The sequence below is a fragment of the Paenibacillus sp. F411 genome, from assembly GCF_017582705.1.
In the GTDB taxonomy this organism is placed as follows: Bacteria; Bacillota; Bacilli; order Paenibacillales; family Paenibacillaceae; genus Paenibacillus_AQ; species Paenibacillus_AQ algicola.
Genome location: NZ_JAGFIP010000005.1, coordinates 212,256 through 234,236, shown reverse-complemented (window position 1 = coordinate 234,236; position 21,981 = coordinate 212,256). Strand labels below are relative to the sequence as shown.

At 52.3% G+C, this 21,981-nt stretch carries 23 protein-coding genes and 12 tRNA genes; 29 read left to right on the top strand and 6 right to left on the bottom strand.

Annotated features, from left to right (window positions below; all coding sequences use genetic code 11):
- The first annotated feature begins 53 nt into the window (after positions 1–53).
- The 21 genes from JJQ72_RS08080 (at position 54) to JJQ72_RS07980 (ending at position 9,912) form a co-directional block, all read left to right on the top strand.
- Positions 54–130 (top strand) — tRNA-Met (locus JJQ72_RS08080).
- 28 nt (positions 131–158) lie between these two features.
- Positions 159–235 (top strand) — tRNA-Asp (locus JJQ72_RS08075).
- 28 nt (positions 236–263) lie between these two features.
- A tRNA-Phe gene (locus tag JJQ72_RS08070) sits at positions 264–336 on the top strand.
- A 29-nt stretch (positions 337–365) separates the two neighbouring features.
- A tRNA-Thr gene (locus tag JJQ72_RS08065) sits at positions 366–441 on the top strand.
- 4 nt (positions 442–445) lie between these two features.
- Positions 446–531 (top strand) — tRNA-Tyr (locus JJQ72_RS08060).
- Between the two features lie 6 nt (positions 532–537).
- Positions 538–611, top strand: a tRNA-Trp gene (locus tag JJQ72_RS08055).
- Positions 612–630: 19 nt separating this feature from the next.
- Positions 631–706: transfer RNA gene (locus JJQ72_RS08050), tRNA-His, on the top strand.
- A gap of 27 nt (positions 707–733) precedes the next feature.
- A tRNA-Gln gene (locus JJQ72_RS08045) sits at positions 734–808 on the top strand.
- Between the two features lie 3 nt (positions 809–811).
- Positions 812–886, top strand: a tRNA-Gly gene (locus JJQ72_RS08040).
- A 9-nt stretch (positions 887–895) separates the two neighbouring features.
- Positions 896–969, top strand: a tRNA-Cys gene (locus JJQ72_RS08035).
- Positions 970–981: 12 nt separating this feature from the next.
- A tRNA-Arg gene (locus JJQ72_RS08030) sits at positions 982–1,058 on the top strand.
- Between the two features lie 3 nt (positions 1,059–1,061).
- Positions 1,062–1,141, top strand: a tRNA-Leu gene (locus JJQ72_RS08025).
- A 305-nt stretch (positions 1,142–1,446) separates the two neighbouring features.
- Entirely contained in the window at positions 1,447–1,749 is a 303-nt protein-coding gene (locus JJQ72_RS08020; RefSeq protein WP_138226962.1) for a LiaF transmembrane domain-containing protein, read from the top strand.
- Between the two features lie 65 nt (positions 1,750–1,814).
- A complete protein-coding gene (locus tag JJQ72_RS08015) occupies positions 1,815–2,486 on the top strand; it encodes a PspA/IM30 family protein (protein WP_208203313.1) in 672 nt (223 codons plus the stop codon).
- Between the two features lie 2 nt (positions 2,487–2,488).
- Positions 2,489–2,968 (top strand): PspC domain-containing protein, encoded by a 480-nt coding sequence (locus tag JJQ72_RS08010; RefSeq protein WP_208203312.1) that lies wholly within the window; start codon positions 2,489–2,491, stop codon positions 2,966–2,968.
- 1 nt (position 2,969) lies between these two features.
- A complete protein-coding gene (locus JJQ72_RS08005) occupies positions 2,970–3,659 on the top strand; it encodes a PspA/IM30 family protein (RefSeq protein WP_138226959.1) in 690 nt (229 codons plus the stop codon).
- Positions 3,660–3,828: 169 nt separating this feature from the next.
- On the top strand, positions 3,829–4,473 hold the full coding sequence (gene liaF, locus JJQ72_RS08000; protein ID WP_208203311.1) for a cell wall-active antibiotics response protein LiaF: 645 nt from the start codon (positions 3,829–3,831) through the stop codon (positions 4,471–4,473).
- A 33-nt stretch (positions 4,474–4,506) separates the two neighbouring features.
- Positions 4,507–5,595 carry a sensor histidine kinase gene (locus JJQ72_RS07995; protein ID WP_138226957.1) on the top strand — a complete coding sequence of 363 codons (1,089 nt, stop codon included), beginning with the start codon at positions 4,507–4,509 and terminating at the stop codon, positions 5,593–5,595.
- Position 5,596: 1 nt separating this feature from the next.
- The gene (locus JJQ72_RS07990; protein WP_208203330.1) at positions 5,597–6,241 is read left to right on the top strand and encodes a response regulator; all 645 of its coding nucleotides are present in this window, start codon (positions 5,597–5,599) and stop codon (positions 6,239–6,241) included.
- Between the two features lie 404 nt (positions 6,242–6,645).
- Positions 6,646–8,193, top strand: coding sequence for a glucose-6-phosphate dehydrogenase (zwf, locus tag JJQ72_RS07985; protein ID WP_208203310.1), 1,548 nt, complete (start codon positions 6,646–6,648; stop codon positions 8,191–8,193).
- 138 nt (positions 8,194–8,331) lie between these two features.
- Positions 8,332–9,912, top strand: coding sequence for a peptide chain release factor 3 (locus JJQ72_RS07980; protein ID WP_138226955.1), 1,581 nt, complete (start codon positions 8,332–8,334; stop codon positions 9,910–9,912).
- A gap of 83 nt (positions 9,913–9,995) precedes the next feature.
- On the opposite strand, the gene sspI is transcribed toward JJQ72_RS07980, so the two are convergent.
- Complete coding sequence (sspI, locus tag JJQ72_RS07975) at positions 9,996–10,235, bottom strand: small acid-soluble spore protein SspI (protein ID WP_208203309.1); 240 nt, start codon at positions 10,233–10,235, stop codon at positions 9,996–9,998.
- 128 nt (positions 10,236–10,363) lie between these two features.
- Between sspI and JJQ72_RS07970 the strand changes: the two genes are divergently transcribed.
- From JJQ72_RS07970 to yunB, 3 genes are all read left to right on the top strand, one after another.
- Complete coding sequence (locus JJQ72_RS07970) at positions 10,364–11,026, top strand: potassium channel family protein (protein ID WP_138226953.1); 663 nt, start codon at positions 10,364–10,366, stop codon at positions 11,024–11,026.
- Between the two features lie 37 nt (positions 11,027–11,063).
- Positions 11,064–11,846, top strand: a complete 783-nt coding sequence (locus JJQ72_RS07965; RefSeq protein ID WP_208203308.1) for a TrmH family RNA methyltransferase — start codon at positions 11,064–11,066, stop codon at positions 11,844–11,846.
- 139 nt (positions 11,847–11,985) lie between these two features.
- Positions 11,986–12,984: a sporulation protein YunB gene (gene yunB, locus JJQ72_RS07960; protein ID WP_243895938.1), complete on the top strand. Its 999-nt coding sequence runs from the start codon at positions 11,986–11,988 to the stop codon at positions 12,982–12,984.
- A 21-nt stretch (positions 12,985–13,005) separates the two neighbouring features.
- On the opposite strand, the gene JJQ72_RS07955 is transcribed toward yunB, so the two are convergent.
- Positions 13,006–14,091: a M23 family metallopeptidase gene (locus JJQ72_RS07955; RefSeq protein WP_208203307.1), complete on the bottom strand. Its 1,086-nt coding sequence runs from the start codon at positions 14,089–14,091 to the stop codon at positions 13,006–13,008.
- Positions 14,092–14,287: 196 nt separating this feature from the next.
- Between JJQ72_RS07955 and lipA the strand changes: the two genes are divergently transcribed.
- Positions 14,288–15,184 carry a lipoyl synthase gene (gene lipA, locus JJQ72_RS07950; protein WP_138226950.1) on the top strand — a complete coding sequence of 299 codons (897 nt, stop codon included), beginning with the start codon at positions 14,288–14,290 and terminating at the stop codon, positions 15,182–15,184.
- Between the two features lie 41 nt (positions 15,185–15,225).
- A complete protein-coding gene (locus JJQ72_RS07945) occupies positions 15,226–15,867 on the top strand; it encodes a YutD family protein (RefSeq protein ID WP_347880730.1) in 642 nt (213 codons plus the stop codon).
- Between the two features lie 115 nt (positions 15,868–15,982).
- Here JJQ72_RS07945 and JJQ72_RS07940 read toward each other — a convergent pair whose 3' ends face one another.
- Both JJQ72_RS07940 and ylbJ read right to left on the bottom strand, forming a co-directional pair.
- Positions 15,983–16,786, bottom strand: a complete 804-nt coding sequence (locus tag JJQ72_RS07940; protein WP_138226948.1) for an NAD kinase — start codon at positions 16,784–16,786, stop codon at positions 15,983–15,985.
- A gap of 66 nt (positions 16,787–16,852) precedes the next feature.
- A complete protein-coding gene (gene ylbJ, locus JJQ72_RS07935) occupies positions 16,853–18,076 on the bottom strand; it encodes a sporulation integral membrane protein YlbJ (protein WP_208203305.1) in 1,224 nt (407 codons plus the stop codon).
- 437 nt (positions 18,077–18,513) lie between these two features.
- Between ylbJ and JJQ72_RS07930 the strand changes: the two genes are divergently transcribed.
- Both JJQ72_RS07930 and JJQ72_RS07925 read left to right on the top strand, forming a co-directional pair.
- Entirely contained in the window at positions 18,514–18,891 is a 378-nt protein-coding gene (locus JJQ72_RS07930) for a globin domain-containing protein (RefSeq protein ID WP_138226946.1), read from the top strand.
- A 35-nt stretch (positions 18,892–18,926) separates the two neighbouring features.
- Positions 18,927–19,631 (top strand): DUF2225 domain-containing protein, encoded by a 705-nt coding sequence (locus JJQ72_RS07925; protein ID WP_138227872.1) that lies wholly within the window; start codon positions 18,927–18,929, stop codon positions 19,629–19,631.
- Between the two features lie 21 nt (positions 19,632–19,652).
- On the opposite strand, the gene JJQ72_RS07920 is transcribed toward JJQ72_RS07925, so the two are convergent.
- Positions 19,653–19,883 carry a hypothetical protein gene (locus JJQ72_RS07920; RefSeq protein WP_138226945.1) on the bottom strand — a complete coding sequence of 77 codons (231 nt, stop codon included), beginning with the start codon at positions 19,881–19,883 and terminating at the stop codon, positions 19,653–19,655.
- Positions 19,880–20,062 (bottom strand): YycC family protein, encoded by a 183-nt coding sequence (locus JJQ72_RS07915; RefSeq protein ID WP_138227871.1) that lies wholly within the window; start codon positions 20,060–20,062, stop codon positions 19,880–19,882. Before JJQ72_RS07915 ends, JJQ72_RS07920 begins: the two co-directional genes overlap by 4 nt.
- Before the next feature lie 88 nt (positions 20,063–20,150).
- Between JJQ72_RS07915 and JJQ72_RS07910 the strand changes: the two genes are divergently transcribed.
- Complete coding sequence (locus JJQ72_RS07910; protein WP_208203304.1) at positions 20,151–21,950, top strand: M3 family oligoendopeptidase; 1,800 nt, start codon at positions 20,151–20,153, stop codon at positions 21,948–21,950.
- Positions 21,951–21,981: the final 31 nt, after the last annotated feature.

Genomic DNA, 21,981 nt, shown 5'->3' with positions numbered 1-21,981 from the left:
AAGCAGAGGGTCGGGGGTTCGATCCCCTCAGCCTCCACCATATAATTTAATGACGCGGGGTGGAGCAGCTCGGTAGCTCGTCGGGCTCATAACCCGAAGGCCGCAGGTTCAAATCCTGCCCCCGCAACCAATTATATCGCATAGCGATCATGCCTCATGGAACTGTGGTGTAGAGGCCTAACATGCCTGCCTGTCACGCAGGAGATCGCGGGTTCGAATCCCGTCAGTTCCGCCATTCTTTTTTTAAACCGAAAGAGCTTTAAGGCTCGGTAGCTCAGTCGGTAGAGCAGAGGACTGAAAATCCTCGTGTCGGCGGTTCGATTCCGTCCCGAGCCACCTTAATGTAATACTGTAGTTCTTTTCTTGCCGGTGTAGCTCAATTGGTAGAGCAACTGACTTGTAATCAGTAGGTTGGGGGTTCAAGTCCTCTCGCCGGCACCACCTTGGAGGATTAGCGAAGTGGCCAAACGCAGCAGACTGTAAATCTGTTCTCGTACGAGTTCGGTGGTTCGAATCCATCATCCTCCACCAGTTTTTAGGGGCATAGTTTAAAGGTAGAACAGCGGTCTCCAAAACCGTTAGTGTGGGTTCAATTCCTGCTGCCCCTGCCAGTTAAACTTAAAATATATGGCGGTCGTGGCGAAGGGGTTAACGCACCGGATTGTGGCTCCGGCATTCGTGGGTTCAAGTCCCATCGATCGCCCCATTATTTTAAAATTATGAATATGATTGTTGGGGATTAGCCAAGCGGTAAGGCAACGGACTTTGACTCCGTCATGCATAGGTTCGAATCCTATATCCCCAGCCATTTGCGGACGTGGCTCAGCGGTAGAGCATCGCCTTGCCAAGGCGAGGGTCGCGGGTTCGATTCCCGTCGTCCGCTCCATTTTTGTTTGGCGCCATAGCCAAGTGGTAAGGCACAGCTCTGCAAAAGCTTTATCCCCAGTTCGAATCTGGGTGGCGCCTCCATTATTATATCTTGTGCCCTTAGCTCAGCTGGATAGAGCGTTTGACTACGAATCAAAAGGTCAGGAGTTCGAATCTCTTAGGGCACGCCATTAGCCGGTGTGGCGGAATTGGCAGACGCGCGCGACTCAAAATCGTGAGGGAAACCGTGGGGGTTCGAGTCCCTTCACCGGCATCACCGAGGAACATGGGAAACCATGTTCCTTTTTTATATTTGCGGATGAGTGATATCTCATCCGCTTTTTTTGTATGCCCATTCTCTTCTCTGATAAATCATTAACGATCCAGAGGCAGTAGCAGGCTTCGACAAAGGTCGTAAGGCATCCCCGACTTTAGTCGAGGATGAAATACCGTCCTCAGTCTGTTTTAGGATTCCTGCTTTTTCTCTACAATAAGGACATAAGGTTGAAATTCAAAAACAACATCAACATCAACAGCAGCAACAAAGTACGACATGAAAATAAGAAAGGCGGTGAAACCTTGAGAAGCTCAAGAAATAAAGGGTTGGCTGTATTACTGATCGGGCTAGGCGCATTAATTCTTCTGGGGGTATTCGGACCTCTGCTGGGCTGGCTGTTCAGTCTCTTGATTCCATTAGTCATGATTGGATTAGGCTACTATGGAATTAAGCGGGGCAACACACTTATTGGCTGGATCGTGATGGCGATTGGTATTATCTCACTGCTAGGCAAGCTGTCCTGGCTGTTCGGACCATTGCTGGGTATTGCATTGATCGTCTGGGGCGTATCCCGATTGAAGCGAAGCCGGCGGCGTTATTATTAAGGTAGAAGCAAGCAACAAGCAAAGACATCATGTTGAATATGAAGGAAGAGGAGGATTAAACGACTATGAGTGTGTTACGCCGTATTCGTGATATTACGATGGCTACTCTGAATGAAAAGCTGGAACAGAGTCAGGACCCTGTCAAGCTCATTGACCAGTTCTTACACTCTACCAGGCAGGACATTCTGGAAGCCGAAAAGCTTCAGCAGCAGTGTGAATCCCACACTCGTCATCTCAAGCAGCAGGTGGTTCAAGCCGATTCCATGCGAAGTAAGCGGGAAGAGCAGGCATTGCTAGCTCTAAAAGCTGGGGAGGATCATTTAGCGAAGCTGGCTCTGCAAGAGAAGCTGATATATGAAGAGAAAATCGAGCAGTATCAGGAGCTGTTAACAACAAGCCAAGAGGCTCTGCGTGAGGTGGAGGTACAGCTGGGGGAGCTGCGTATGGAGTATCAGAGCGCGTACAGCAAACGCCAATACTACGCGGCCAGAATGGAAACCTTGCGCTTACAGCAGCGTATGAACGGCCGCAGCGGCGGATATCCCGGACAGGACGTTCCGCGAATGTTCAACAGGCTGGAGGATCGTATTACAGACTGGGAGCTTGAAGCCAAAAGTCTTCGGGATATCCGCCGAACGGATCACCAAGGCACCTCCCAGAGTGAAGGCATCTCCAGTATGCTAGAGCGAGAGCTTGCCCGGCTGAAACAGAAGCTGAGTGACAGCGGAAAGGAGTAATCATGACGAAATTATACCGCTCCTCCCGAGACAAGGTATTTACCGGATTGATCGGCGGGCTCTCAGACAAGCTTGGCTTTGACTCCACTGTGCTGCGCATCATTTTTGTAGTCAGTATCTTTATAACCTGCGGGACCACACTTTGGATCTATCTGGTTGCAGCTTTGGTCGTGCCCAAGGAGCTTAATCCTCGTGATCCATACCGGCGCGGAGGCCGGCGATCGGAGTACCAGGATGATTATGATGAAAGAGGCCGGCGCTATGGCCGTGGAAGGGACCGTAGATATGATCAGGATGACTATGATCGGTACGATCCGCCATTTCAAGATCCGGGCTTTACTACAACGAAGCAATCACCCGGCACACCGCCACCGGATGCGGAGCTGGATGCCATGTTGAAGGATATCGAGAAAAAAGCGTTAAAGAAAGAGATTGAAGAGCTAAAACAAAAATTATCCAAGTACGAGAAGGGAGATTTATAATATGGGAGTATTCAAAAGAATTAAGGACATGACAAAGGCGTCGGTAAACGAGCTGCTCGATAAGGTTGAGGATCCGATTGTAATGCTGAACCAGTATCTGCGTGACATGGAGGCTGAGATTCACGAAGCCGAGGTTACGGTTGCCAAGCAAATGGCGAATGAACGCCGGATGAAGCAGCGCGTTGAGGAAGCGGTGAAAATGGCAGGTCAGCGGGAAGCTCAGGCCGAGCTTGCCTTGAAAAATGGTCAAGAAGAGGTCGCACGGAAGCTGCTGGAGGAGAAGCTGTATTTTGACCAAAAGCAGGAGGAATACCAAGGGCTTCATGAGCAGTCTGATGCACAGGCGAAAGAGCTGGTTGCACAGCTGCACCAAATGAAGGATGAGTTCTATAAAATGCGCAACAAGCGCAACGAGCTGGTAGCCCGTGCCCAAATGGCCAAAGCGAAAAAGCAGATGTCTCAGGTCAGCAGCCTGCATAGCATTGAAAGCGGCAGCGCGTCTATGGGCTTCCACCGCATGGAAGAAAAGATTATGCAGCTTGAAGCGGAGGCAGATGTGATGAGAGCGCCTTATCCTTCACAGCATGCCGGCTACACCAATCCAGCGGATGCTGAGAAGCAGCTGAAGATTGAAGAGCAGCTGAATGCCATGAAGAACAAGATGAACGGCGGCTCCAAGTCCGAGCAGTAAAAGCGTGTTCGAAAAGAACGGAATATGATATGCTACTGGAGTGGCAAGGAGTCATCCAGGATCAGCGTGACTTATAGCTTACTGACCATACGGTGCGGATGATCCGCATCGTTTTGGTTTGTATAGCAAAATAATCAGTAGAGCAGCAGCCATCTGAAGGAGGTGCGACATGGAGAAAAATAGCGGAATTGCTTTTGTGCTCATCGGTCTGGGAATCTTTTTGCTGTTCGGCAAATGGATCGGATTTTTCACCGTGGTCGCTCTTCTGCTGGTGGCAGCAGGCATTCAGCAAATACGTGTGGGCTGGCCTAAACGGGGATATGTATTGCTGGGCGTAGGCTCAGTGATGCTCCTGCTGGATCATTTGATGCTGGTCATTGGAATCGGCTTAATCTCGCTCGGTTTCTTCTACGGAAAGGTGAAGAAGGCTCACCGAAATGACCGTTTCCACCAGCAGCAGACGTTTATGTCTAACTTTGATTGGGATCGGGCGCCTTGGGTCATGCAGAGCCTCAGTGTGTGGCATGTGCTGGGAGAAGCGGATGTGGATCTTTCACTTGCTTTACCGGAAGAGAAAGAAACGGTGCTTATGTTTCATGGTCTGCTTGGTGATATCGACATCGTCATTCCGGAATATTACGGAGTGGAGATTGAGGCATTTATTCTGTTTGGCTCGATCGACACCAGCCTAAAGCGAGAAACCGGCATTATGAATCGCCTGAATTGGAAATCTCCTAATTATGAGACGAGTGAGTATAAAGTGAAATTTATTGTTTTTTATCTTGGCGGAGATTTGAGTATCCGGATGGTGTAATGAACAAATATAGAGCTGCAGGAGGGCTGTCACTTGGAATCTGATAAGAAATCAAATATGATTACGCGGAGCATGCGTGAGGGCGCCCTTCTAGGCTTTGCCATATTGCTAATCGTCTTATATGTGCTATATACATACGGGTATCTTCGGCCCATGAACGATTGGGGAGACACGATCCAAGCCGGAATTACCATGGTATTAATGCCGATCGGACTCGGAGTAGGATACGGGTTCTTCCAGGGATACCGGGTGAGGCGGAAGCTGGACCGGGTAAGAGAAACACTATCAGACTGGGAAAAAAGCGGGGTTACCGCAGGCTCTATGCCGGATGTTGGAGATGATGAGGTGGGACGGCTGGGCGAGCAGCTGGATCGGATCAGCAAGCGCTGGGAAGAGCAGGTGACGTCGCTGCAGAGGCTGTCCACGAACAATGCCCAGCTGGCGGAGCAGGCCCGGATTACAGCCATCGTAGAGGAGAGACAGCGGCTGGCTCGGGAGCTCCACGATGCGGTCTCGCAGCAGCTGTTCGCGATATCCATGACTGCTACTGCGGTGGGACGAACGCTGGAGAAGGATTTTAACAAAGCGCAGCGTCAGGTGGCCTTGATCGAGGAAATGGCCTCTGTAGCGCAATCGGAGATGCGCGCGCTTCTGCTGCATTTGCGGCCCGTGTATCTGGAAGGAAAGGCGCTGGAGCAGGGATTGAGAGAGCTGATCCGGGAGCTGGAGATCAAGGTTCCGATGGAAATTCAGCTGGAGATGGATGAAGGCTTGATGCTCGTGAAGGGCATAGAGAATCATCTTTTCCGCATTGTACAGGAGGCCATGTCGAACACGCTCCGGCATGCCAAAGCCGATAAAATGGACATCCGCATCCACCGTAAGCTCAATACCGTAAGGGTTATGCTTCGAGATAACGGTGTCGGATTTGAGCTGGACGAGAAGAAACAGGCTTCCTATGGCCTTTCTACGATGGAGGAGCGGGTCATTGAGCTGGGGGGAGCCATTCAGATCATTACGGCGCCAGGGAAGGGCACGCGAATTGAGATTACGGTACCGCTGCTGGACGAAGAGCGTAATAAGACAGAGGAGGATGGAAATGCCGCAGGAAACGGAGTCTGACATGGAGACACCGATCAAGGTGCTGCTTGTTGATGATCATGAGATGGTTCGGATCGGCCTCGCTGCTGTGCTGGGCACGGAGGACGGGATTGAGGTTGTCGGGGAAGCGGGCAGCGGTGAGGAAGGCATTCGGCTTGCAAAGGAGTATGTGCCGGATGTGGTCCTGATGGATCTGGTCATGGAAGGAATGGACGGCATCGAGACCACGCGGGAGGTCATCAAGCTGTTCCCTGACTGCAAGGTCATTGTGCTCACCAGTTATCTGGACGATGAGAAAATGTACCCGGTCATCGAGGCCGGTGCATTCAGCTACTTGCTGAAAACCTCGCGTGCATCCGAAGTCGCTGACGCGATCCGGGCGGCGGTGCGGGGACAATCTGTACTGGAATCACAGGTAGCCTCCAAAATGATGAACCGGTTTCGCCGCCCTCAAGCTGAAGCGCCTGCGCACAGTGAGCTGACGGACCGGGAGATGGAGGTGCTGCGCCTGCTTGCACAGGGTAAATCCAATCAGGATCTGGCGGATGAGCTGTTTATCGGGATCAAGACGGTCAAATTCCATGTGACGAATATCTTAGCGAAGCTTGGCGTTGAGGATCGGACACAGGCCGCCATTTACGCTTACAAAAACGGACTCGCTGAATAGAAATAGAGAAGCTCGGGCTGACAAGGCTGGAGCTTTTTTTGTCGCTTCCATACCTTCTGTTTCTATGCAGATTTCAGGCGGGAATGCCGGCGCAGCACACACTTCCTGAATGAAACAAGCTGGCTAAGGGCAATGTATGGAAGGGAAAGACAGGGAAATGAAAGAGAGGTTTCTCTGTGAGATATGCAGGGTAGAATGCATGAAGATTACATGAAGAAAAAGAATGTTTGTGGATCGAAAAATCCGGCACTTCTGCTTAAAATGGACACAAGATCTTGAAATAACAATAACAAAAGTGTGAAATGAGATAGCATACTTGACACGGATATGCTAAAATGTCATCACATCGTGATAAACTTTGGTGCATAAAAATACACTATATTACATAGAAAGAATGAGGAGCCATGGCTGAAAATCTAAATTTCGATACACTAAATACACCGGGAGCGGTATTTTTTATATTCGGAGCGACCGGTGATCTGGCAAAACGCAAGCTGTTTCCCGCGATCTATAGTCTTTACCGTGAAGGCAAGCTGTCGGAGGATTTTGCGGTCATTGGAGTAGCCCGCCGTCCGCGTACACAGGATGAATTCCGTCAGGATGTCTATTCATCCATTCAGGAATTCGGGCGTTACCGTTCTGATCTGAACGCAGAATGGGATGCCTTTGCACAGCATTTTGAATACAAGTCGCTCGACATTAATGATATTGACGGCTTCCGCGAGCTTCGGGAGCAAACGGAGCAGCTTGAGGCCAAATATGAAATTCCGGGCAACCGCCTGTTCTACCTGGCCCTGGCACCGGAGCTGTTCGGCAGCGTATCCTTCAATCTGATGAAGGGCGGCATGCTGGATGGTGCAGGCTGGAACCGTCTGGTCATTGAGAAGCCGTTCGGGTATGACCTGGAGTCCGCAGCGAAGCTGAATGAAGAAATTAACCAGGTGTTCAAGGAAGAGGAGATTTACCGGATTGACCATTACCTGGGCAAAGAAATGGTTCAGAATATTGAAGTCATCCGGTTTGCGAACGCGTTTTTTGAGCCGCTATGGAACAATAAGCATATCGCGAACGTTCAGATTACGCTGAGCGAAACGGTGGGCGTGGAGGAGCGCGGCGGGTATTACGATCATGCCGGCGCTTTGCGCGATATGGGACAGAACCATATGCTCCAAATGCTTACCATGATTGCGATGGAGCCGCCTAGCCGTCTGCTGCCGGAGGATATTCGGGATGAGAAGGTGAAGGTGCTGCGTTCCCTGCGTCCGTACGCTTCGAGTGAAGAGGTTGCGGATCATGTTGTTCGCGCCCAGTACACGAAGGGCAGCAACGGCAGCAAGGAGCTTCCGGCCTACCGCGAAGAGGATAAGGTAAATCCGGAATCCAACACGGAAACATATTTTGCAGCCCGTCTGTTCGTCGATAACTTCCGCTGGGCGGGAGTTCCATTCTACATCCGTACAGGCAAGCGCCTGCCAGTCAAGACGACGGAGGTCGTGGTGGAATTCAAGCGGATGCCAGGCAATGTTTACCTGGGCCAGAAGCATTCACTGGAGCCGAATTTGCTCGTCATTCGCGTGAATCCGATGGAAGGCTTGTATGTGAAGATTAACGCCAAGAAGCCAGGCTCTGAATCGGAAATCGAGCCGGTAGCGATGGATTTCTGCCAAAGCTGCCTGGTGGGCATTAACTCGCCCGAAGCTTACGAGCGCCTGATCCATGATGCTGCAAGAGGCGACCATACCTACTTCACCCGCTGGGATGAGGTGGCTACAGCATGGTCCTTTGTGGACAAGATTGCGCAGTCCTGGAGAGACAACCAAGGCCCGCTGGAGAACTATCCGGCCGGTTCCTGGGGACCACAGCAGGCGGACGCTTTACTGGAAAAGGACGGCTTCCACTGGTGGCCTGTTAACGGGCAGGACGAGGACAAGGTTATTTGGATGAAGAGCTAACAGGGAACAGGGAACAGCAAGCCCTCTCTGAACCAGATAAGAATAAAATCATCCCCATACGTACCTGGTATGGGGATGATTTGCGTATGGATTGTGGTACAATGATATACATGACTTTAGTACGAAGGGAACAGTGAAATGAGCAAACTCCAGAATGAGCTGCAGACCGAAGTCGATAAACGGCGGACGTTTGCAATTATATCCCACCCGGACGCCGGTAAAACGACACTGACGGAGAAGCTGCTGCTGTTCGGCGGCGCGATTCGCCTGGCGGGATCGGTTAAAGCAAGAAAAGCAAGCAAGCATGCCACGAGTGACTGGATGGAGATTGAAAAGCAGCGGGGAATCTCGGTAACCTCCTCCGTGATGCAGTTTGATTACCAGGGTCATCGGATTAACATACTGGATACACCAGGTCACCAGGATTTTAGTGAAGACACCTACCGGACGCTGACCGCAGCGGACAGCGCTGTCATGCTAATTGATGTCGCCAAGGGCGTGGAGGCCCAGACCATCAAGCTGTTTCAGGTGTGCGCGAAGCGCGGTATTCCTATTTTTACATTCGTAAACAAGCTGGACCGGGAAGGACGCAGCCCCTTTGATCTGATGGAAGAGATTGAGCAGGTGCTCGGCATCCGCTCTGTCCCGATGAATTGGCCTATTGGCTCTGGACGTGACCTGTGCGGGGTATATGATCGTATGAAGAATCAGGTAGAGCTGTTCCAGAACGACGATCATTCTACCATTGCTGTCAAAAAAGTCGAGGATTACAATGATCCCATCATTCGGGATATGGCCGGAGAGTATTTGCACGATCAGCTGTGTCAGGACCTGGAGCTCCTGGATGTAGCGGGTGATCCGTTCGATTTGGAGAAGGTGCTGAAGGGCGAGCTGACACCGGTATTTTTCGGCAGTGCGGTCAACAACTTCGGCGTGCAGACGTTCCTCGAGAACTTCCTGCAGCTGGCTCCGAAGCCGGAGCCTCGCAGCAGCACCCAGGGCATGATCGAGCCCACGAATGAGAAGTTTACCGGCTATGTATTCAAGATTCAGGCGAATATGAATCCCGCCCACCGGGACCGGCTTGCTTTCCTTCGTATTGTGTCCGGTAAATTTGAACGCGGCATGAGCGTGAAGCATATACGTGCAGGCAAGGAGATCAAGCTGTCACAGCCGCAGCAATTTCTGGCTCAGGACCGTGATATTGTGGAGGAGGCGTACCCCGGCGATATTATCGGATTGTTCGATCCCGGCATTTTCCGTATCGGCGATTCATTGAGTCAAGGCGGTGAGATCGTCTTTAATGAGCTGCCTACCTTCTCGCCGGAGCTGTTTGCGAAGGTGACAGTCAAGAACGCACTGAAGCACAAGCAGTATCAAAAAGGTGTAGATCAGCTGACAGAGGAAGGTACGATTCAGGTATTTAAGACGATCAGCTTTGAGGATATGATTCTAGGCGTGGTAGGACAGCTCCAGTTCGAGGTGTTCGAATATCGGATGAAGGCGGAATATGGCGTGGAGGTTCAGCTTCAGCGTATGCCGTATCAGTTCGCCCGCTGGATTGTGGATGACAAAATCGATCCTTCCAAGTTCCGTATTAACTCTACGCTGGTGAAGGACAAGAAGGAGAATTATGTCGTCTTGTTCGAGAACGAATATGCCATGAGAACCGCGATGGATAAAAATCCGACGGCGCAATTCCTCGAAACGGCTCCTTAATTTAAGCGGTATCGCTGTATAAGCAAATGAAATAGCCATTCCCTCAACAAGCGAGGGGATGGCTGTTGTGCCTTGCGAGACGGTTACTGCGGTACCAGCTGCCCCGGGGTCACCGTCTTCAGGTGATCATGCAGAGAGGAAATCAGGTCGGCCTGCTCGGCTTCCTTCATATCCTTCCATATCATCTCGAACATAACGCCAAGTCCCGGAAGCGCAGCTTCGGGGCCATCGACTGAACCCTCGATCATCGAGCGCAGCTGTTGTTCATCCTGATCATGGACCTTATGAATGACGGCCTGCCGCAGATCTAACAAAATGGACATGGGGTAAATTCCTCCTTGTTGTTAGGGTCGTTCTTAATGTGCCCCTCTGTCTGTCGTTAAATTCAACAAGCATCGGCGTTGTGCTATACTGGCAATATAGTATTTTATGGGGCTGTGGAGGTTAAAATATGGCGAAGAAGCAGTATGCCGTCATTGGCATGGGACGGTTTGGAACGAGTGTGGCCAAAGAGCTGAGCGAGATGGGCTTTGACGTATTGGCCGTGGATGCCAGTGAGCAGCGGGTGCAGGAGATTGCCGGCTTGGTCACACAGGCTGTATCCTCGGATTCCACGGATGAGGAAGCGCTGCGGGCACTCGGCATTCGCAATTTTGATGTGGTCGTGGTCGCAATCGGCGAGGATATCCAGTCCAGCATTTTGACTACTCTGATTCTCAAGGATCTGGGCGTGCCGGTCATTATCGTCAAGGCGAAGAATGAGCTGCATGGCAAGGTGCTGCAAAAAATCGGCGCGGACAAGGTTATTTTTCCGGAAAGAGATATGGGGCTTCGGGTAGCGCATCACCTGATCTCCCCGAACATCCTGGAATATATCGAGGTGTCGGACGATTACAGCATCATGGAGATGAAGGTCGCGGCGGATATGATCGGAATGAACCTGATCGAGCTGGACATCCGGGCGCGCTTTGGCTGCAACGTGATGGGTATTCGCACGAATGGTAAAATGAACATCTCTCCCAATCCGCAGGACCGTCTTGCAGCGGGGGATGTGCTGGTTATTGTTGGGCAGAAGAATGATCTGACCAAGCTGGAGCTGGCGTACCCTAGATAATTGTCGGTCTTATTTTGATAATAGAGCAGGTGTTAACATGGAAATTTCTTCTCTCCAAAATTCCCGCGTGAAGGGCTGGGCCCAGCTTCAGGACAAGAAGCATCGGGATCAGCAGCATAAATATGTCGTAGAGGGCATCCACCTCGTTCAGGAGGCCTTGAGCTTCGGGGCTGACATTGAGTGTGTGGCCTATGATAAAGACCGGGGGATTCCCGCGGAGCTTCCGGATCAGGGCAGACATGTGGAATGGATTGCGGTCACAGAGGGCATTATTGCAAAAGTATGTCAGGCTTCGACGCCGCAGCCGGTATTTGCGGTTGTACGCAAGGAAGCGGGCTCACTGGACAGATTGTTTGAGAATCCCTCGAAGCCGGTCATTGTGCTGGACGGATTGCAGGATCCCGGCAATGTAGGAACGATTATCCGCAGTGCAGATGCATCTGGAGCAGGAGGCGTTCTGCTGGGTACGGGCTGTGCGGATGTGTACAATCCCAAAACGCTGCGTTCGACCATGGGCTCGCTGTTTCACCTGCCGGTGATCGAGGGAAATCTGGAGGAGCTGCTGCCGCAGGCCAGGTCCCGGGGAGCGCGTCTGGTTACGACCTCTCTGGAGGGCAAGGCTTCGGCCTTTGAGTATGATTTTACTGGCAGCTGCTGGATGGTGATCGGCAGTGAGGGCAGCGGTGTTTCACCTGCAGTATCGGCGCTGGTGGATGACGCGGTGATCATTCCGATGCCTGGGAAGGCAGAGTCGTTGAATGCGGCGATGGCCGCGACAGTGCTGCTGTTTGAGGCGTTAAGGCAGCGGCTGCAACGCTAAAAGCTATTGATGGAAGAACGGTGCCCAGTTGAGGCGACCGTTCTTCTTTTTTGGGCTTGGCTTGCATAGGCTGATGAAGAGGTGCAGCTTGGCTGCAATGGCTTGTTCGCGAACCTCCGGAGAGGGAGGAGAGAGTGAGATGTTTCGACGAAAAAAATGGGGAAGCCGCCGGCTGTCTTTATCCTGGCGGGGCTGGCCCAAGCGCAACCGGCATAAACGCTACCGCAAATCGGCATACCGCCCGGTGCGAAGCCGACATGGAGGCAAGCCGGCGTCTGCCGGCTGGGCACCGCCGGACAAGGGAAAGGGATTGCGCCTGAAGGTGCGGCGCAGGTGGTGGGTCGGCGTTGTTTTTTTGGTGCTGTTCGGGGTGTTTCAGCTGTTTCTGTATGTTGAGCGGAATCTGAAGCCGCCCATCATGCACCTCGCTCAAATTCGGGTAAAGCAGATTGCGACAGAGGCGATTAACAAGGCGATTACGAGCCAGGTGACAGATGGCAAAACCTTTGATGATCTGGTGAATTGGAAGACAGACAGCACGGGTAAGGTGACCGGCTTTATGCTGAATTATGCGGAGCATTTGAAGATAACCTCGTTTACTACGGAGCTGGTGCAGGAGACGCTGGAGTCAATTCATGAGCAAAAAGAGCATATCCCGCTCGGGCAGGTGCTCAAAAGTCCGGTCGTTGCTTCCTTCGGACCGAAAATTCCGGTCAAGATTGAGCCCCAGGGCGCGGTCAAGGTGCAGCTGGACACCCGCCAGCAGGAAGCGGGCATTAACATGATTCTGGTTGAGGTGTTCGTTCATATTGTGACAGAGGTTGCCGTCGTTGTGCCCTTTGATATGGAGCCGCAGGTGGTGGAGACCGATATTCCGATCTCTTATATGCTGGTGGTGGGAGATGTGCCCATGTATTATTATGACGGTCAAGGCAAGCCGGTGGGCAATAATAGCGCAGGTGCTCCCAGCATTGCGATCCCGTCACCGGGGCTTACGTCACCGGATGCGGGGGATGTGAAGCCTTCAAGCCCTGCTGCTCCGTCAGGGAATGAGATCGTGCCGCAGCCAGAAGTCGAAGGCCAGACTGAAGGAACTGAAGGCAGCGGCGAGGTTGGAGGGAATCTGGAGCATGAATAGCAAACAAACGCGCAGCTGCTTCTAGCGGCGCGTTTGTTTGCTGTTCTGAAGTGCGCGGCGTTCCTGCAGCTCCCATTGCTTCAAGAGCGGGTAAGGATCAAAGGACCACTCGCTGAGGCCGGTATCCCGGTAGATGCCGTAATGAAGGTGAGGCGGGAATTTGCCGGAGGTACCGGGCTTTCCGTATCCCGAGCTGCCAACCCAGCCAATAGTTTGACCCGGCGTGACGACATCGCCGGCTTGAAGGCTTTTTTCAAATCCTTGCAGATGGGCGTAGTAATGATAATGATTGTTCAGATCGCGAATGCCGATTCTCCAGCCGCCGAAACGGTTCCAGCCCTTGAGCTCCACGATGCCGTAGCAGGTGCTTCTCACCGTCACGCCATAGCGGGCAAACAGGTCGGTGCCCTCATGGATCCGCCGCCCCCCGTAGCTTCTGCCCATACCGTAGGTGCTTCGATAGGAATAATCGCTTTTGACCGGAAGCGGGAAGGCATGGGCAAACAGATCGAGCTTGCCATGCGTCTCATACAGCTTTCCATACTGCAGAATCCGCTGAACGGCCCGTCCGTTTTGATAATAAGCCCACAGGCCATTGGCAAAGTCATCCTCATGTGGACCATAGGCGGCGAGACGAGAGGCAACGCTGTAAAGAAGGTCGGTATCATTATTGGGATCGGCGGCCCCGTCTCCGTCTCCATCCTGTCCAAGGCCGGAGTACATTTCAATGGTAAAGGGATGGGTGTCCTCAGGAACGGGATTAAGCGGCCCTGCCCAAGCGGTCAGCGGGACGAAGATTCCGATGTGTCGCTCGGGATGCTTCCGGTCCTTCGGATGGACAGCTGTCAGCGTTCGCTCATACTGGTCGATGGCCGCAAGGCGGTACCAGGGAACTTGAGTGACGGCAGCAATACGCTCGTAAAGCTGCATCCGGTACGTAAAGGGGTCATCCTTCGCGCTCGAAGGCGATGAGGACTGCGCTGCCGACTTGTCCGGCAAGGCTGCCCAGCTTTCAGCCGGCCAGGCCGCTAAGGCTGTAGAGGCCATCACCAAGGCTGCAATCCGGCAGGTCCAGCGCCGTAAACGCCTATGAGTTGCTTTTTTCATGATCTGTCCTCCTGGTTCAATCGCGGTATACACGCATCCATGCCTGCCTGTAGGGTGTATCGAGAGAGCTGATTTTATCCATGCCGGGGATAGATCAATCCTATAGCGACAAGGATAGGTAATCTAAGGGTTTTCATGATATAATATGTGAAAGTTCATGCAAACACTTAACCTTATATGAAAGAAGGTTTCTTTCTTGGCCAAAACGAAAGACAGCAAACCGAAGCCGGAATGGATCAAGATTAAGCTCACTACGGGAGATAACTATAAAGAAATCAAAAATATGATGCGCTCCAAAACGCTACATACCGTCTGCGAGGAGGCGCGCTGCCCGAACATTTATGAATGCTGGGCGAACCGAACCGCTACGTTCATGATCTTGGGGGACATCTGCACGCGAGCCTGCCGCTTCTGTGCCGTCAATACCGGCCTGCCGACGGAGCTGGATCTGCAAGAGCCGGAGCGGGTCGCGGAGGCCGCTGAACAGATGAATCTGCAGCACTGCGTCGTAACAAGTGTGGCACGGGATGATTTGAAGGATGGCGGTGCGATGATCTTTGCCGAGACGGTGAAGGCAATTCGCAAGCGTCTGCCGCTGTGCAGTGTCGAGGTGCTCATCCCTGACTTTATGGGCGATGAGGAATCGCTGCGGATTGTCATGAATGCCAAGCCTGATATTTTGAATCATAATATTGAAACGGTGGAGCGCCTTTCGGATCGGGTGCGGGCGAAAGCGAAATATGAACGTTCTCTGGAGCTGCTTCGCCGGGCTAAAGCTATGCAGCCGAGCATTCCGACCAAATCCAGCATTATGCTGGGCGTAGGTGAGGAATGGGATGAAATTCTGGGAGCGATGGATGACCTCCGCGCTGCAGACTGCGATATTATGACCATCGGGCAATACTTACAGCCTACACAGAAGCATCTGGACGTTGAGAAATATTATACTCCTGAAGAGTTTGCGAAGCTGAAGGAAGAAGGCCTGAGCCGCGGCTTCAGCCATGTGGAGTCTGGTCCGCTCGTGCGGAGCTCATATCATGCTCATGAGCAGGTTCGCTCTGCAGAACGTCGAAAGGAAGAGACCGCCCTATAGATTAGGGGTCTGGCCGGGAAAGGCAGGGGAATAACGTGATTGTGATCGGGAACAAAAGCTACGAGCTTGTCATAGATTACCGCAGTGGCTGGAATCCGGAAGTGTTCCGGGATCGGTACAGCGAGGTGCTGGAACGGTATGATTATATTGTAGGGGACTGGGGATACAATCAGCTTCGGCTCAAGGGCTTCTACCGCGATAATCACCCCAAGGCGACCAGAGATTCCAGCTTCTCGACATTGTCGGATTATATTAATGAATATTGTAATTTTGGTTGTGCGTATTTTGTTCTTCACAAAAGCAAGGAGATCAAGGATCCCAAGGAATTAAGGGAGCTGAAGGAGACGCTGAACCAGGAAGCAGCGGCGGCTTCCAGTGAGGAGGAGCCGGGGGAGGCTTCGGCACCGTCGGCCAAGGTCATGGCAGCATCACCCCGGGAGGATTTATCGCGGGTGACTGAAAAACCCCCTTCCCGGAATCAGGAGCGGGAAGTGAAGGAAGGGACCGAGCCGCAGTCCCGCTCCAAGAATGGCAAGGAGCCTCGGGAGGGACGAGAGTCCCGAGGCGGAAGGCCGCAAAAGCCCTGGAAAGACGCCAAGCCGAGGGAAGGCAAGGAACGACGGGACCGCAGAGAGGCGCGTTCTGCCTCCAAGGCGAGCCGGAGCCAGGATCCCCAGAACTAAAGCGAAGACGCATTGCCGCTGTCTGACAGTCCATAAATAAAATCACGAAACATAAAAGTGGAGATCCCGGGACAAGCCCGGGATCTCCACTTTACTTTTATGTCTGGCAGCCGCACTAGCCAAGGAATGCATCACGTACCCGATTCCAGAATGGAAACGGCCGGTAGCGGGCAAAGCTGACCTGCTGCTCGGCGACCTGACAGCGCACAGAGATGAGGTCATCAATCGGAATATTGTTATGATCCACCGTTAACAATAGCCGCTGGTCCTTGCGGGAGAAAATATCGCAATGATGGTGCTTTGGCAGCAGCAGCGGCGACCCCAGTGTGCGGAAAATCCGATTGTTAATGGATGCAATTTCCGCAATCTGCAAGGCATCGATGGAAGGATGCACCATGGCGCCGCCGACACTCTTGTTATAAGCTGTACTGCCGGATGGGGTGGATATACAGATGCCATCGCCCCGAAACATCTCGAACGTGACATCATTGATGTCGATCTGGGCAACGACCGTTCCATCGACACCCTTGAGCGTAAATTCATTCAACGCAATATAAGAGGCAGAGCCGGATTTCTTGTGGATTTCCAGCTGAACCAAAGGATATTTAACGAAGCGGGGCTTCGTTCCCTTCGGCTCTCCTTCCCCGCTCATCATATCAACAAGCTTCTCGATTTCATCGGCTTTCCAGTCTGCATAGAAGCCCAGATGCCCAGTATGCACCCCGACAAAAGCGAGATCGGGAATCCGGTCAATGAACGTGTGAAAGGCATGCAGCATGGTGCCATCTCCACCGATAGAAACTACGATCTCCGGGGATTCCGCGTCCAGCTGAAAGCCCCGTTGTCCCGCCAGCTTATGAAATTGTTGACTTAATTCGACTGACAAGGGATCACCGCGGTCCAGAACATAGTATCTCAAGTCGATAAGCTCCTTTAAAAAGATTATATAACGATGATAATCAATCCTGTGACAGAAAACAATGCTTCACGATTTCAATTTGCGCAATTTACGCGAGATCCAATACACCGCCTCTGTCATAATCACAACACCTAACAGCAATGTGAGCAGCAGGCTAAACCAGGCCATGTAATGGGTATAACCGCTCAGAGCCCCATCAGAAACAGGAACTGGCGTGAATACAGGCTCGGCTTCTCCCATAAATGGACCCCATAAGATCAGCACGGCGGTGAAAGCCATGGCCCCATGAAGAAGCCTGGCCCCCATAAAGGGCAAGTAACGCAGATTGGTGGAATGAAGGATACTGGCAATTTGGGCATGCACCGAAAGGCCTCCCCACGACAGCACGAAAGCAGCCACGGCAGCCTTATAGATCAAAGGTACAGCTTCGCCAGCGCCTCCAGCATATTTAGCCCCCAGTGTGACCTCGAATAAGCCTCCCATAAGGGCCATGCTGAGCTGCTCGGGAGCGCCCGCTGCCAGCAGCAGCTGGCCAAGCACCGCATTGATCGCAGACAGAACACCAGCCTGGGTCCAAAGCTCCAAAAATACAGAAAAGAAAACGACGAGTCCGCCAACGACCACCATCAGCTGCAGCGAGGACTGAATGGCTTCTGTCAGCAGCACACCCAGCGGTCGACCGTCAGCGCTTCTGGCCGCATGCATGTCCAGGACGGCGCGCTTAAGGCGGCTGCCCTTCATGCTGTGCTTCTGCGCGGGAGAAGAGGACGAGCTTTGATCGCCATGAAATCGCATCAGCAATCCGACGAGCAGTCCGCTTCCGTAATGAGCGATCGCCAGAATGAGTGCCAGCTCGGTGCTGTGAAAAAAGCCGACAGAGACAGCGCCGATTAAAAAAATAGGATCTGAGGAGGTGGTGAACGCGACCAGGCGCTCTCCTTCTTCCCGCGTAATCATCTTCTGCTCCCACAGCTTGGCCGTCAGCTTGGCGCCTACCGGGTAGCCGGACACGTAGCCCATAGCGGCGACGAAGCCGCCGCAGCCGGGAATGCGGAATAAGGGCCTCATCCAGGGATCCAGAAGGGTGCCGATCAGATGGACCACGCCGAAGCCAAGCAGCACCTCCGAGATGACGAAGAACGGAAAGAGGGAGGGAAACAGAACGTCCCACCATATGGAAAGTCCGCGTACCGCAGCTTGCAGAGCAGACTCCGGAAATATTGCCATCAGAAGGATGAGGCTGAGCATCAAGGCCGTAAATATAGGAAATCCGAGCTTTTTAATAGGCATGATGCACTTGAATCCCCCCAGTAAAGACAGTAATAGGTCCCATTGCAATCATGGGAGGCTCTGATCCACTGTATGCAGTTATGAGGACAAACAGTACAAAAAGACCTAGAAAGCGGTTACAAAAAAGCTTTATTTTTGTGAGTATTATGCTATAATTAAAACCATCAAAGCACATCTTAAGTAACGATGAAACAGAGATGGAGTGATGATTATGAGTATAGTGACCGGATTGCTGGTATGCGCGTTTGTTTATGTGATACGGGCTTCGCTGGGTCGTCAAAGTGAAGAAGACTGGAGAAGCTACTGATAAGGAGCAAGGGGCTAAACATTGAGTTTAGCTCTTTTTTTGTGTCCGGGGTACGGTTAGACGTTTGCGGCAGGTTTGATATAATGAGAAGCATAACGAGTTGTGTGAAAGACAGGAGATGATATATACCATGGATCCAAGTCTTAGTCTGTATGACCAGCTGGGAGGAGCAGAGGGAGTTCGTGCTTTAGTGGAGGCATTCTATCCTAGAGTACAGCAGAATGCCGTGCTGGCGCCTCTGTTTCCTGAAGATATCGAGCCGGTTATGGAGAAGCAATATATGTTTCTGAGCCAATTCTTTGGCGGGCCTGCTTTGTTCTCGGAAGCCTTTGGCCATCCTATGATGCGAGCAAGGCATATGAAGTTTACCATCACGGATGGACATGCCGATGAATGGCTGCATTGCATGGCTCATGCCCTGCGGGATGTAGGTATTCAAGAACCGCTGGCCAGCTTCGTGCTGGACCGGCTGTCCGGGCCTGCCCGGCATTTTGTGAACAGCTATTAATGCGCGAACGCGCGGGGGACAGGGATGTCATGAGCATGGCAATGGAGCCGCTGTATAAAATTAAAGTAGCATGTCCTTATTGTGAGCATGAGTTTGAGACCTCTAGGGTTCGGCCCAGCCTGAAGAAGGCGTACCGGAGTGATTCAGATTTCTGCGGTTATTACAAAAATGAGAATCCGGACTTCTACGTCGTCCGGGTATGCCCCTCCTGCGGATTCGCCTTTACCGAGCATTCTGTGACCAGTCTGAATGACGCGCAGCGAGCCGCATTTCATGATCAGGTCGGAAGGCGCTGGAATACGCGGGACTTCGGCGGGGCGCGGAGGCTGGAGGAAGCGCTGGAAACGTACAAGCTGGCTCTGCTGTGTGCCCAGGCCATCCGAGAAAAGGACAGGATTGTGGCGAGCCTGCTGCAGCATATTGCCTGGCTGTACCGGTATCAAAATGATGCGGAGCAGGAGCAGCGCTTCCTGGAGTACAGTCTGGAGGCGTATGTTCGCTGCTATGAATATGAAGGCTTTACTGGAAATGATGCGCGGCTGCTATATCTGATCGGAGAGCTTAACCGCAGGGTCGGCCGATACCGGGAAGCCGTGCAATGGTTCTCCAGAGTCGTACAGGATCAGAAAATTACCGATGCCGCGATGATCCGCGCCTCCAGAGAACAATGGGCTCTGCTCCGGGAGCAGATGATGGCCGAGGGGACACAGCGGGAGACGGATGCTCCGGCTTCGTCTTAATCTCGCGGTCGGTGCACGAGACTACCTTAGAGCCTGATCGGTCAGAATATAATCTCCATCGCTGTCCACCACGGTAACCTTATTGTGGCAGCAGGGGAAGATGAGCAGCTTCTTCTTGCCCTCCCGTACGCTGATGAGCTCCTTCGGCTTCATGGGCAGCAGCACATTGTCGGCTCCGCAGAAAGGACAGCTCTGGACGTACACATCCTTGGAGACGACGTCATAAGGCCATGTGTTGGAAAAAGGGATCATGATTCCTTCCCGTCCTTGTTCTCCGGGCTTTCTTGATCCGCCTCATTGTCGGATTGGGAGAGCTCGGCGATTTTTTGCATGAGGATATGCTGGGGCATATGCATCAGGTTCTCGAGCGGAATCCCGAGCTTTTTCGATAAAGCTAGCGCCGTTTCGGCGGATATTTGTAAGGGTCTCATCATGATCGCTCCTTCGTTGTTTAAGATTGCTAAGCACTTCTATTAGTTATACACTGATGAATCCAATTTGGAAAGGTTGATGAACAGGATGAAGCATCCGTTGCGCCAGACATGGGATCTGGATACGATATTTCCGGGAGGCTCAGCCTCCAGTGAGTTTGAAGCCTTTATCCAAGGGCTGGAGCAGGATATCAAGCTGCTTCAGGAGCAAGTGAAGTCGGCATCCATACCACAGACACTGGAGGAAGCAGCCGGACTGGAGGGCATTGTGGAGCTGCTGGAGCAGTGCACGGCCAAGGGCAGTGAAGCCCGCTCTTTTGTCAGCTGCCTGTCTGCACAGGATCAAAGCGATAAGAAGGCCAACCAGTTATCGGGCCGAATCACGGGTCTTCTTGCTTCCTTTCAGAGTGCTGCAGTACAGTTCAGTACTTTACTGCGTGATATTGACGATACCTTGTTTCATGACTGGATGGCTAAGGATAACATGGCACCGCTCTCTTTTACCTTAAGTGAAAGCCGCAGCCGGGCCCGGGAGAAGATGAGTCCTGAGCTGGAAAGCCTAGCCCTGTCTTTGTCTGTAGACGGCTATCACGGATGGGGAGATTTCTATAACACCATTGTGAGCCATATTCAGATTCCTTTTGAAGAGAATGGTGAACTGCGTATGCTCTCCGCAGGCCAGGCTGCCAATAAGCTGAGCCATCCCGACAAGGAGGTTCGCAGGGAAGTATTCCAGAAATGGGAAGAGGCCTGGAGTGCCTCGGAAGACTATTGTGCTGATACATTAAACCATCTGTCCGGGTTCCGACTCAAGCTGTATGAGGCCCGCGACTGGGACCAGGTGCTGAAGGAGCCTTTGGCAGTTAACCGGATGTCGAAGGAGACGCTGGATGCGATGTGGTCCGTCGTGCAAAGCACGAAACCGCTGCTGGTGGAGTTTCTGAACCGCAAGGCCCAGCTGCTCGGTATGGACCAGCTCTCCTGGGAGGATGTAGATGCACCGCTGCAAACCTCGGAAGTCAAGATCAGCTACGATGATGCTGCGGAAAGCATCGTCCGCCAGTTCCGTGCCTTTAGCCCGAGAATGGCGGATTTTGCCCAGATGGCCTTTGATAAGAACTGGATTGAGGTGGAGGATCGCCCTGGCAAGCGCCCTGGAGGCTTCTGCACCTCACTGAAGCACAGCAATCAGACGCGGATTTTTATGACCTACAGCGGCACGGCCTCCAATGTATCTACCTTGGCTCATGAGCTGGGGCATGCGTATCATCAGCATTTGATGACCGAGCTTCCGGTACTGAACCAGAGCTATGCCATGAATGTAGCTGAGACAGCCTCGACCTTTGCGGAGATGATTGTGTCCGATGCCCAGGTCAAAGGAGCTCAGCAGGAGGAGGAGCGTTTGGCGCTCTTAGAAGAAAAAATTAACCGCAGCGTGGCATTTTTTATGAACATTCATGCCCGGTTCTTGTTTGAAACCACGTTTTATGAGCAGCGCAAGCAGGGCATCCTGACGGCGTCCGAGATCAGCAATCTCATGGAGCAGGCTCAGAAAGAAGCTTACCTGAATGCATTGTCCGGCTATCATCCGCATTTCTGGGCCTCCAAGCTGCACTTCTATATTACAGGCGTGCCGTTCTACAACTTCCCGTATACATTTGGGTATATGTTCAGCGCCGGCTTGTACGCACTTGCTTTGGAGCAGGGCGAAGCTTTTGCTGAACGATATGATGCATTGCTGCAGGATACCGGCATACTGCCTGTGGAGGAGCTGGCGCAAAAGCATCTGGGCGTAGATCTGACACGTCCGGATTTCTGGCAAAAAGCAGCTTCATCTTGCGAGCAGGATATTCGTCAATTTCTGCAAATGACTCAGAATATGGTGTAGAATGATGATTTAAATATGAAAGCGGTATGCA